Annotated in this window: 10 protein-coding genes; 7 read left to right on the top strand and 3 right to left on the bottom strand. The window is 70.9% G+C overall.

What is annotated here, in order from left to right; genetic code table 11:
- Window positions 1-50 precede the first annotated feature (50 nt).
- Window positions 51-1,418, top strand: coding sequence for an MFS transporter (locus tag HNR10_RS00630; protein WP_179819971.1), 1,368 nt, complete (start codon window positions 51-53; stop codon window positions 1,416-1,418).
- 76 nt (window positions 1,419-1,494) lie between these two features.
- Here HNR10_RS00630 and HNR10_RS00635 read toward each other — a convergent pair whose 3' ends face one another.
- Together HNR10_RS00635 and HNR10_RS00640 are read right to left on the bottom strand one after the other, a co-directional pair.
- Entirely contained in the window at window positions 1,495-1,662 is a 168-nt protein-coding gene (locus HNR10_RS00635; protein WP_179819973.1) for a DUF397 domain-containing protein, read from the bottom strand.
- Complete coding sequence (locus tag HNR10_RS00640) at window positions 1,659-2,429, bottom strand: helix-turn-helix domain-containing protein (protein ID WP_179819975.1); 771 nt, start codon at window positions 2,427-2,429, stop codon at window positions 1,659-1,661. The genes HNR10_RS00635 and HNR10_RS00640 overlap by 4 nt, the downstream gene beginning before the upstream one ends.
- Window positions 2,430-2,526: 97 nt before the next feature.
- Between HNR10_RS00640 and HNR10_RS00645 the strand changes: the two genes are divergently transcribed.
- The 5 genes from HNR10_RS00645 to HNR10_RS00665 all read left to right on the top strand — a co-directional run bounded on the left by HNR10_RS00645 (window position 2,527) and on the right by HNR10_RS00665 (window position 9,313).
- The gene (locus tag HNR10_RS00645) at window positions 2,527-2,775 is read left to right on the top strand and encodes a MerR family transcriptional regulator (RefSeq protein ID WP_179819976.1); all 249 of its coding nucleotides are present in this window, start codon (window positions 2,527-2,529) and stop codon (window positions 2,773-2,775) included.
- Window positions 2,776-2,786: 11 nt separating this feature from the next.
- Window positions 2,787-3,431 carry a class I SAM-dependent methyltransferase gene (locus HNR10_RS00650; protein ID WP_179819978.1) on the top strand — a complete coding sequence of 215 codons (645 nt, stop codon included), beginning with the start codon at window positions 2,787-2,789 and terminating at the stop codon, window positions 3,429-3,431.
- Between the two features lie 171 nt (window positions 3,432-3,602).
- The gene (locus HNR10_RS00655; protein WP_179819980.1) at window positions 3,603-4,013 is read left to right on the top strand and encodes an ester cyclase; all 411 of its coding nucleotides are present in this window, start codon (window positions 3,603-3,605) and stop codon (window positions 4,011-4,013) included.
- A 96-nt stretch (window positions 4,014-4,109) separates the two neighbouring features.
- Entirely contained in the window at window positions 4,110-7,370 is a 3,261-nt protein-coding gene (locus tag HNR10_RS00660) for an NACHT domain-containing protein (protein WP_179819981.1), read from the top strand.
- A gap of 146 nt (window positions 7,371-7,516) precedes the next feature.
- Window positions 7,517-9,313: a sensor histidine kinase gene (locus tag HNR10_RS00665; protein ID WP_179819983.1), complete on the top strand. Its 1,797-nt coding sequence runs from the start codon at window positions 7,517-7,519 to the stop codon at window positions 9,311-9,313.
- 29 nt (window positions 9,314-9,342) lie between these two features.
- On the opposite strand, the gene HNR10_RS00670 is transcribed toward HNR10_RS00665, so the two are convergent.
- Window positions 9,343-10,008: a response regulator gene (locus tag HNR10_RS00670; protein ID WP_179819984.1), complete on the bottom strand. Its 666-nt coding sequence runs from the start codon at window positions 10,006-10,008 to the stop codon at window positions 9,343-9,345.
- A 276-nt stretch (window positions 10,009-10,284) separates the two neighbouring features.
- Between HNR10_RS00670 and HNR10_RS00675 the strand changes: the two genes are divergently transcribed.
- Window positions 10,285-10,851 (top strand): pyridoxamine 5'-phosphate oxidase family protein, encoded by a 567-nt coding sequence (locus tag HNR10_RS00675; protein ID WP_179819986.1) that lies wholly within the window; start codon window positions 10,285-10,287, stop codon window positions 10,849-10,851.
- The last annotated feature ends 24 nt before the right edge of the window (window positions 10,852-10,875 follow it).

A 10,875-nucleotide genomic window follows, 5' to 3' on the forward strand; every position in this document is an offset into this window, starting at 1 on the left:
GGCTAGGATCCAGCGGAACGACCAAGTCTGAGCTGGGAAGAAGAACGCCTATGACCGCGGAGGACGTCGCCTCGGCCACGCCGGAGCCCGATCGGCCACACGCCGACCCGGCGCAGCCGCCGACCAATCCCAAACGCAAGGTCCTCACGGCGAGCCTCGTGGGCACGTCCATCGAGTTCTACGACTTCTACATCTACGCGACCGCCGCGGTCCTGGTCTTCCCGCTCCTGTTCTTTCCCGAGGGCGACGCGATGGCCGCGCGGCTGCAGTCGCTGGCCACGTTCGCGATCGCGTTCGTCGCCCGGCCGGTCGGATCGTGGGTCTTCGGCCACTTCGGCGACCGCGTCGGCCGCAAGGCGACCCTGGTGGCGTCGCTGCTGACGATGGGTATCGCGACCGTGGGCATCGGCCTGCTGCCCACCTACGCCCAGGTGGGCGTGGCGGCCCCCGTGCTGCTGGCGGTGTGCCGGTTCGGCCAGGGGCTGGGACTGGGCGGTGAGTGGGGCGGTGCCGCTCTGCTGGCCACGGAGAACGCCCCGCGCGCCAAGCGCGCGTTCTACGGCACGTTCCCGCAGCTGGGAGCGCCGATCGGGTTCTTCCTCGCCAACGGCGTGTTCCTGACCATCACCCAGACGATGAGCGACGAGACCTTCCTGGCGTGGGGCTGGCGGGTGCCGTTCCTGCTCTCGACGCTCCTCATCGCGATCGGGCTGTGGGTGCGCCTGACACTGCACGAGACCCCGGCCTTCGCCAAGGTGATCGCCTCGGGCGAGCGGGTCAAGGCGCCGATGGTGGAGGTCTTCCGCACCAGCGGGGTCGCGGTCGTGCTGGGCACGCTGATCATGGTCGCCACATACGTGCTGTTCTACCTGATGACCGTGTTCTCGCTGGGCTTCGGCACCGACGCCGAGAACGGGCTGGGCTACGACCGGTCCCAGTTCCTGGTGTTCCTGCTCATCGGCGTGCTGTTCTTCGCGCTGTTCACGCCGATCTCCGGCCTGATCGCCGACCGGTTCGGCCGGCGCCCCACGCTCATCACGGTGACCGTCGCCATCATCGTGTTCGGCTTCGCCATGGGCCCGCTGATGGGCAGCGGGAGCACGGTCGGCGTGCTGGCCTTCCTCATCATCGGGCTGTCGCTGATGGGACTGACCTTCGGTCCGATGGCCGCCCAGCTGCCGGAGCTGTTCCCGACCAACGTCCGCTACACGGGTGCGTCGGTGTCGTACAACGTCGCGGGCCTGCTGGGGGCGTCGTTCGCCCCCTACATCGCGACGTGGCTGGCGGGCCGGTTCGGCCTGAACTGGGTCGGCGGGTACCTGGTGCTGGTCGGCGTGATCACACTGGTCGCGCTGCTGCTCAGCCGTGAGACCAAGGATGACTCCCTGGACGCGATCCCCTCGCGAGCCGCATCATAGGAGAGACACCCCCTGCGGGAGGGCCCCGTCGGACGTGTTCCGGCGGGGCCCTCCCGATGCGAGGGCGGTGTCCGGGTCAGCGCGCGGCCGTGGCCACCAGCGCGGCCCATTCGACGGGTGAGAAGGACAGGTGACCGGCGTTCCGGTTCTGCGTGTCGCGCACATCGGCACCAGCCGTGTGCTCACGCACTTCCACGCAATGTCCACCGGTGTCCGACCAACTGGACTTGTGCCAGCCACTCACAGTAGATCCTCCAGTACTTTCCGGGACTGACCTTCGGGGAGGGAGGCACCCAAGGCGCGTTTGACCAGTTCGGACAGCCGCTCGAAGTCCTCTGAATCCTCGATGATCACGTTACCGCTGACGTGATCGCTCGAAGCCGCCCGCCCTCCGTCGACCAGCTTCACCAGAAAGAGCGGCGACGTTACTCCGACCAGCACGGACCCGCTCGGTACCAGGTGGATGCGCATGCGTTCGTCGTCCATCAGCGCGAGCAGGTGTTCGGCCTGTTCGCGGCGCACAGCCTCCGGGGGCCAGGTGAGCGCGCTCTCCGGAAATACGGCCGTCACCATGGGATTGTTGCGCTTCCTCAGATACGCCAATCGCGCACACCTGGCAGTGACCAGTCGTTCAATGGCCGCGCCAGGAAGGGTCGGATTCGCCTCACGGAAGACGATGCGCGCGTAGGAGGGGCACTGGGCCAATCCGGACACCAGCACGGGGGACACGAAGTCAATCGTGATCGCCTCCGCCTGAAGTAATCCGGCATCTTGCATGAAGGACGGCAGCGATCCATCCGTGGTGTCCCGCTGCCAGGTCTTGATGAGCCGCCCTTCGGCGTTCAGTACCCGGTCGAGGTTCTCCACGTGCCCGCGCCTGGGAACGACTTCGCCCTTCTCCCAGCGACAACACGCAGATGGGGAGACTCTTGCCCGGGATGCGAGCTGCCGCTGCGACAATCCGGACAAAACCCGCAGTTTGGTGAGGTGCTGGGGAAAGCGTTGCGTCATAGTGAAAGCGTAGCTCGATATTGAATTGCGCACCCTTACTTTGGGGATAGACGCTCGTTCATGGCGCAATGGCGGTGACGATCCTGATGCTGGCTTCATGGACGAACAAGAAATCAGCTTCCTGGAAGAGACCCACCCGGACATGTACTTCAGCAACGGCGAGGCGGCGGCCGTCATCGGCGTCTGCCCCTCGACCCTGCGGGCGTGGGCGCGCGACGGCCGCCTCGCCGATGTGAAGTCCTTCCGCAGCAAGTACGGCTGGCGCTATTTCCGGGCAGGTGACGTCTTCGCCCTTCGGGACGGCCGAAAGGCGGCCGGACGGGCACCCGGCCCCGCGCCCGAGTAGGGTTCTCGACCGTGACCCCACCCGACTTCCTGGCCCGGGCGCGCACGTTCTACGACGCCTTCGCCGCCGACTACACCGACCGGTTCCGCGACGCGCTCGACGCGATGCCGATGGACCGGGCGATGCTGGGCGTGTTCGCCGAACTCGTGCGGGCGTCGGGGACCGGCCCCGTCGCCGACCTGGGGTGCGGGTCCGGCCGTGTGACGGCCTACCTGCGCGACCTGGGCCTGCCGGTGTTCGGAGTCGACCTCTCCCCCGCGATGGTCGAAGTGGCCCGGCGGGACCACCCCGGCCTGCGCTTCGAGGTGGGCTCGATCCTGGATTTGGACCTGTCCGACGGCTCGGTGGGCGGCGCCCTGGCCTACTACTCGATCATCCACATGCCCCCGGACCGGCTGCCCGAGGCGTTCGCGGAGTTCCACCGGGTGCTGGCCCCGGGCGGGCACCTCATGCTCGCCTTCCAGGTCGGGGACGAGCCCCTGTACCTGGAGCGGCCGCTCGGCCACGAGGTCTCCCTCGACTTTCAGCGGCTCCGGCCGGACGACGTCGCCGCTCTGCTGGAGGCCGCCGGGCTGTCCGTCCGCGTCCGCGCGGTCCGTGAGCCCGATCCGGGCGAGAGCGTGCCACAGGCCTACCTCCTGGCCCGCCGAACGTGACCGCAATCGGCCATCGTCGCAGTTCACAGGGCTTTTCAGCGGCACCGCCGGGCGCCTTGTGCCATCGTTGAGGTAGGCGGACACGGTCCCCGCGCGGCCCTTCGGTCCGATCGCCGGAAGCCGTCGGAGAGCGCGCTCCGCGCCCACCGCGCACCCGAGGGGGGACCGCCCATGGGACGGGCCACCGAGATCCAGCGAGAGTACTTCGAGGCCATTCAGGCGGCCGACTTCGATCGGATCAGGGCGCTCTACCACCCGGACTACGTCTTCACCGACGAGGAGGGGGCCGAGCACGACGCCGAAGGAAGCATCGAGAAGATCTCGATGTACACCTCGGCGTTTCCCGGCTTCGAGATCGACATCGACCGGCAGTTGGAGATGGGCGACGTCGCCGTGATGGAGGCGACGATGCGCGGCGTGCACCGCAACGACATGCCCGGTGTCCCCGCGACGGGCCGGTCCGTGGAGATGCCCTACTGCAACGTCATGGAGATCCGCGACGACAGGATCTACCGTGAGCACGACTACAACGACAATCTCACGGTGATGCGCCAGCTCGGTGTCGTCAGCGCGCCGACGTAGCCGGGAGGCGGCGGGCGGGACGGGCAGGGACCGCCGGACCGGACCGCCGGGCCGTAGGCTCGGACCGCCCCCTGTCGCCTCACCGGAAAGCCCCCCGTGTACGACGTAGCACTCAAACTCGGCGTGGCCGTGGTCAAGGCCGCGTGCGGGATGTGGATCGGCAACCCGATCGCCCAGAGCGCCACCACGACGGTGGTCGACCTCGTCCAACAGAAGGTGACCGGCAAGCGCGACCAGCGCAGGCTGGAACGCCGGTTCGCCGAGATCGAGGAGAGCATCGCCGACCGGATCGTCTCCTACCTCGACCACGAGTTCCGCGGCCTGCCGGACCACGAGCGCGAGGCCGCCGTCCTGGCCGTCACCGACTCCTTCACCCGGGCCGGACTCACCGACCGCACGCTGTTCGAGCAGGACCTGGACGCGCTGTACCTGGAGCGCTACATCCGCGACCGGAACCCGCACGCCACCCGGGACCTGAGCGACGCGGCGGTGTCCCTCTACGACCGGGTTCTACCCGAGTCCTGCGCCTACGTGCTGGCCACGGTGTCCACGCTGCCCGACTTCCAGGCCGGGGCGTTCACCGAGCTGCTGCGCCGCGAGGCCCTGATCCTGGAGCACCTGGAGGAGGTCCTGGACCGGATCCCCCAGCGGCCGGAGGGCCGCGAGGAGGATCCCGAGGCGGCGTTCGAGACCGCCTACCGCCGCAAGGCGGCCGAGCGCTGGGACGTCCTGGAGCTCTTCGGCACCGACGCCCACACCCGGCGGTACCGCCTGAGCCTGGCCTATCTGAGCCTGCGGGTCGGCGGATGGGCGGAGGAGTCGGCGTCCGGAATCCCCGAGGAGCCCGCCGACCGCCGGGTCGAGCAGGTCCTGGCCGCCCACTCGCGCACGTTCCTGCGCGGCCCGGCCGGGACCGGCAAGACGACCCTGCTGCAGTGGGCCGCGGTGCGGGCCTGCCGCGGCGACTTCCCCGACGAGATGGCGGCGTGGGACGGACTGATCCCCTTCCTCGTTCCCCTCCGGCGGTACGTGGGTGAACGGCTGCCCGAGCCCGAGGACTTCCTCCGGCACACCGGGCGCCACCTCGCCGAGCAGGCGCCCCCGGGCTGGGTGGCGCGGATCCTGGCCGAGGGCCGGGGCGTCGTCCTCGTCGACGGTGTCGACGAACTCCCCTCCAACGAGCGGGAGAAGGCCCGGCGATGGCTGCGCGACCTGCTCTCGGACTTCCCGGACTGCAGGTACGTCGTCACGACGCGCCCGGGCGCCGCGAGCGAGAGCTGGCTCGACGCGGACGGCTTCGTCAGCGCGGAGCTCCAGCCGTTGCGGGAGGAGGACCTGCGGGCGTTCATCCACCACTGGCACGAAGCCGTCCGCGGCGGGACCGCGGACGAGGCCGAACGCGACCGGCTGAACGGCTACGAGCGCGAACTGACCCAGAAGGTCCTGGGCCGGCGCCACCTGCGCGCGATCGCGTCCACTCCCCTGCTCTGCGCCCTGCTGTGCGCCCTGTACCGCGACCGGCACACGTCGCTGCCCCGCGACCGGATCGAGGTGTACGAGGCGGCGCTGGCCATGCTGCTCAAGGACCGCGACGAACAGCGCGGCATCGGGGGAGTCGACCTCTCCCGCCGCGAACTGGTCCTCCTACTCCAGGAACTGGCGAAGTGGCTGGTCCTCAACGGCAGCTCGGACGCCCCTCTCGTGACCGCCCGGCGCCAGGTCGAGCGGGTACTCGCCACCATGCACCGTGTCGGGGACGGGGCGGAGGACGTGTTCACGCACCTGGTCGTGCGCAGCGGCCTGCTGCAGTGCCCGACCGTGGACAGGGTGGGGTTCCTGCACCGCACCTTCGAGGAGTACCTGGCGGCCAAGGCGCTGGTGGAGGAGGACAGCTTCCCGCTCCTGGTCCGCCACGCGCACGACGACCAGTGGCACGAGGTCGTGGTGATGGCCGCCGGGCACACCACTCCGGCGCAGCGGGAGGAGCTGATCGGCGGGCTGCTGGAACGCGCGGGCCGGGTCGGTAAGCACCGGGACCGGCTTCTCCTGGTGGCCTTCGCCTGTCTGGAGACCTCGCCGCGACTGTCGCGGCGCCTCAGCGACGAGGTGCGGGACAGGGTGCGGAGCATCCTTCCGCCCCGCACCAGGGACCACGTGCACGCGCTGAGCATGGTCGGCGAGTACGCGCTCCCCCTCCTGGCCGCGGTCCCCCCGGAGAACGCGCGCCAGGCGGCGAAGTCCATCGAGACCGCGAGCGCGATCGGGGGCCCGCAGGCGGTCCCGGTCATCGCGCGAGCGCTGGAGTTCGACTCCGAGAGCGTCATGCTCGCCGCGCAGCGCGCCTGGTGGAAGGAGCCCGGGGAGGAACTGGCCCGGGTCCTCTTCCCCGTGATCGAGGAGCGCCGCCCGCACTACTACGTTCCGGTCGCGGCCGACCGGATCCGGCTCCAGGCCCGGTACATGCCGGACAACCCCCGGGTCTCCGTGGAGGGCGCGGACGGCGACGGCCTGGACGAGCTGGCGGAGCTGGACGGTGTCACCTTCGTCGACCTGAGGAACCGGTTCGGCGCGCGATGGCACGACATCGACCTGGCTCCCCTGGCCTCGCTCCCCCGGCTCGACAAGCTGTACGTCGACGGCGAGGCATGCGTCGAACGCCTCGCACCGCTCACCGGGTGCCCGATCACGTCCCTGGAGCTCAGCCATCCGGCGCACACCCGCGACCTCGCGCTCGTCCAGGGGTTCACCGCGCTCCGGCACCTGGGCTTCACCCGGTCGCTCCCGGCGGTCCCGTTCGGCGCGCTCGTGCCGGAGCGGGGGCTGGAGTCCTTCTCGTTGCAGCGGGTTCCCCTGCGCGACCTCCGGTACCTGGCCGACGCGCCCGACTCGACGACGGCGCTGGACGTGTTCCAGTGCCCCTCCCTCGCCGGTCTCGACGGTGTGGAGAGCCAGGCCGGCTCGCTCGAAACCCTGACCGTACGCCAGTTCGACTCCCTGCGGCCCTTCTCCTTGGAGGGGATCGACTCCCTGGGCGCCCTCACCGGCCTGCGCGTGGACCGGTGGACGTGGGAGCTGCCGGGCAGCGACCGGTGGATCGCCCGCCTGCCGCGGCTGCGGAGGCTGTACCTGGACTTCGGCCTGCGCATGCCGGACACCGTCCCGTCGTGGGTCGGGGACCTCCCGCACCTGGAACACCTGTACCTCCAGGTCGAGGCGCCCGTCTCCCTCCGCCCCCTGGCCGGACGGGAGAACCTCACCGTGCACGTCCCGCGGGGCGCCAGGGTGCTCGGCGCCGATCGGCTCGGTACGGGCTCCTCCCTCCAGCGGACGACCACCGGCGGCGTCGTCCCCTGGTGAACCGGTCCCGGACTCCGGGCGCCGACGACCTCGGCGCCCGGCCGGCGGGCGGGACCGGGACGCGGAGCCGGAGACGGGAGACGGGCCGGCGCAGCCGTCGTAGGGTCGGGGGTAGGAGCTTCGACACCTCCCGGAGATGAGACTCCATGAGTCAGACGGGCGACGAACCGCACGAACACGACGAGCGGTACCGGCTGTCCCTGCCCCACGTGCGGCTGGACGACCTCCTGTACGAGGTCAGGGCGCGCATGTCCGACATCTACGAGACCCAGGAGCGGATCCGCACGCTGTTGGACGCGGTCGTGTCCATCGGTGAGGGCCTGCACCTGGACCCGCTCCTGCTGCGCATCACCGAGACCGCCACCCGCCTGGTCAACGCCCGCTACGGCGCCCTGGGGGTGATCGGGCCCGACGGCGACCTCTCCCGGTTCATCCCGGTCGGCCTCCGGCCCCGGGAGATCGCCGCCATCGAGCACTGGCCCGAGGGCAAGGGCATCCTCGGCCTGCTGATCAAGGAGCCCCACGCGCTGCGGCTGAGCGACGTGCGCGACCACCCCGAATCGCACGGGTTCCCCGAGGGCCACCCGCCGATGCGCACCTTCCTGGGCGTCCCCGTCCGCATCCGCGACCAGGTGTTCGGCAACCTCTACATGACCGACAAGCGCGACGGCACCCGGTTCACCGAGGACGACGAGCTGCTGCTGCGCGCCCTGGCCACGGCAGCGGGCGCCGCCATCGAGAACGCCCAGCTGTACGCCCACTCCCAGAGCCGCGAGACCTGGCTCGACGCCTCCGGGCAGATCACCACCCAGTTGCTCAGGGGCGCCGCCCCCGAGGAGGTGCTGCGGCTGGTCGCCCGGCGCGCCCGCGTCATGGCGCACGCCGAACTCGCCGTCATCGCCATGCCCGGTCCCGGGCCCGGGACGCTCACCGTGCGGGTCTGGGAGGCCGACGAGGACGACGGCCGGGACTGGTCGGAGGTGGACGGGGCCACCCTGGCGTGTGGGCCGGAGACCCTGCTGGGGCGGGTCTACCTCAGTGGCGACGCCCGGATGACCGACGCGTCCGAGCCGGGATCCCGGGGCGCCGACTTCCTGAGCGACCTGGGCGCCGGACCCGTGCTGGTGGTGCCCTTCGGACCGCCCGAGGGCGCCCGGGGCGTCCTGTTCCTGACGCGCTCCCGGGGCGGGGACGCCTTCCAGGAGGGCTGGCTGGGCATGCTGTCCTCCTTCGCCGACCAGGCGGCCGTGGCCCTCGAACTGGCCGAGACCCGGCTCGACTCCGAGCGCCTGACCGTCATGGAGGACCGCGACCGCATCGCCCGCGACCTGCACGACACCGTCATCCAGCGCCTCTACGCCACCGCCATCACCCTGATGGGCACTGTGCGGCGGATCGACGACACCGCGACCGCGGAGCGAATCCAGGGCGCGGTCACCGACCTGGACGACACCATCCGCCAGATCCGCTCGACGATCTTCGCCCTGCAGAGGACCGGCTCCGACCCCTCGTGGCTGCGCTCGCGGGTCCTGGACCTGGTCAACGGCGCCGGCGACACCCTCGGGTTCGCGCCGCGCCTGCTCACCCAGGGTCCCATCGAGAACGAGGTGGACGAGCAGGTCGGCGACCACCTGGTGGCGGTCCTGCGCGAACTGCTGTCCAACGTGAGCCGGCACGCCGGGGCGACCCGGGTGGACGTGGAGCTGTCGGTCGGGGACGACCTGCGGTTGCGGGTGGTCGACGACGGGCGCGGCATCCCCGACCACGTCGACCGCAGCGGGCTGCGCAACGTCGAGTCCCGTGCCCGGGAGCTGGGCGGCGCCGTCACCATCGCCAGCGCTCCGGGGCAGGGCACCACGATCGAGTGGCGGGTGCCCTGCCGGATCCCCCCTGCCGCGCGCGGACCGCGCGGGCACGGCTCACGCCCGCACGGGGAGGACTGAAGCGCTCCGCGCTCCCCTCGGGACGCCCGCTACCGGTCGGTCCGGTCCCCTCCCTTGGACAGGCGTGCCGCGAAGGCGGCCGCCTGCGTGCGCCGCGCCATGCCCAGCTTGGCGAGCACGCGGGAGACGTAGTTCTTCACCGTCTTCTCGGCCAGGTACATCCTGATGCCGATCTCACGGTTGGTGAGCCCCTCGCCGATGAGTTCCAGGACACGCCGCTCCTGTTCGGTGAGGTCGGCCAGGGGGTCCTGGCGCACGGCGTCCTCACGCAGGCGGCGGAGCATCCGGGTCGTGGACTCGGGGTCGAGCAGGGACCGGCCCTCGGCAACGGTGCGCACCGCGCCGACCAGGTCGGTGCCGTGGATCTGCTTGAGGATGTAGCCCGACGCCCCGGCCATGACGGCGCCGTAGAGCGCCTCGTCGTCGGAGTAGGAGGTCAGCATGAGGATGCGGGTCTCCGGCAGGAGCGAGCGGATCTCGCGGCACAGCGTGACGCCGTCACCGTCGGGCAGGCGCACGTCCAGCACGACGACGTCCGGGGCGATCGCCGGGATCCGGGCCCTGGCCCGCGCCGCCGTTCCGGCCTCGCCGACCACGTCGATGTCGGCCTCGTCCGCCAGCAGGGAACCCACCCCGCGCCGCACGACCTCGTGGTCGTCCACGAGGAACACCCGGATGGTGCCGTCACCGCTCATCGGCCGTCAACCCTTCCGCCCGTGCCGCCCCCTGCGGGTCCGGGCGCAGGGCCCGGCCGTCGCGGAAGGGCGAGACCTCCAGCGTAGTCACACGAGGTCCATGGCGTCGCGTGCCGAACGTCCCGTCCTGTTTGAGCCGCAGGTCGCCAGGGGTAGGCGAGGAGCGAGGACCTTCGCCGCCCAGGGCCGGGACCGACGGACCACGCCAATGGTACGACCGACGGGGATGATGGGGGCGGAGGGCAGCGAATCCGGCGTGTGACATGGGGGCACGTGATGACTTCTTCAAGCGGCGCGGACCAGCCGGCGCAGGAGCGCGGGGGTGTCACCGGGGCGCCTGCGCCCCCTGCACCGCGCGCGTCCTCGGACCTGGCGGGCACCGCGCAGTTGAGCGAGGACACGGAACTGCTGGTGGGCGCGGACATCGCCGAGAGCACGGACTCCAGCTTCACCGTGCTGGAGCGCGAGACCTGTCTCAACCTGTTGTCCACGCGCGAGATCGGGCGGGTGGCCTTCACCATCGAGGGTGACGCGGCACCGACGGTGCTGCCGGTCAACTACTCGCTGCTCAACGACACGATCGTGTTCCGGTCCAACCTGGCCGGGACCGTCATGCGGCACGGACGCGGGTATGCCGCCTTCGAGGTGGACCACTTCGACCACGAGCGCTTCGAGGGGTGGAGCGTGCTCGTCTCGGGCCGGTGCCGGTGGATCCGCGACACCGGTGAGCTGAGCCGCATCCCGCAGGGGCGGCTCGCCAAGCCCTGGGCCGCGGGTGTGCGCGACCAGGTACTGAAGATCGTGCCGAGCCGGATCTCCGGACGCCGGGTCGCCAGGGGCTGACTGGACGCGGGGGTCGGCGTTCCC

It is taken from the genome of Nocardiopsis aegyptia (assembly GCF_013410755.1).
Classification (GTDB): domain Bacteria; phylum Actinomycetota; class Actinomycetes; order Streptosporangiales; family Streptosporangiaceae; genus Nocardiopsis; species Nocardiopsis aegyptia.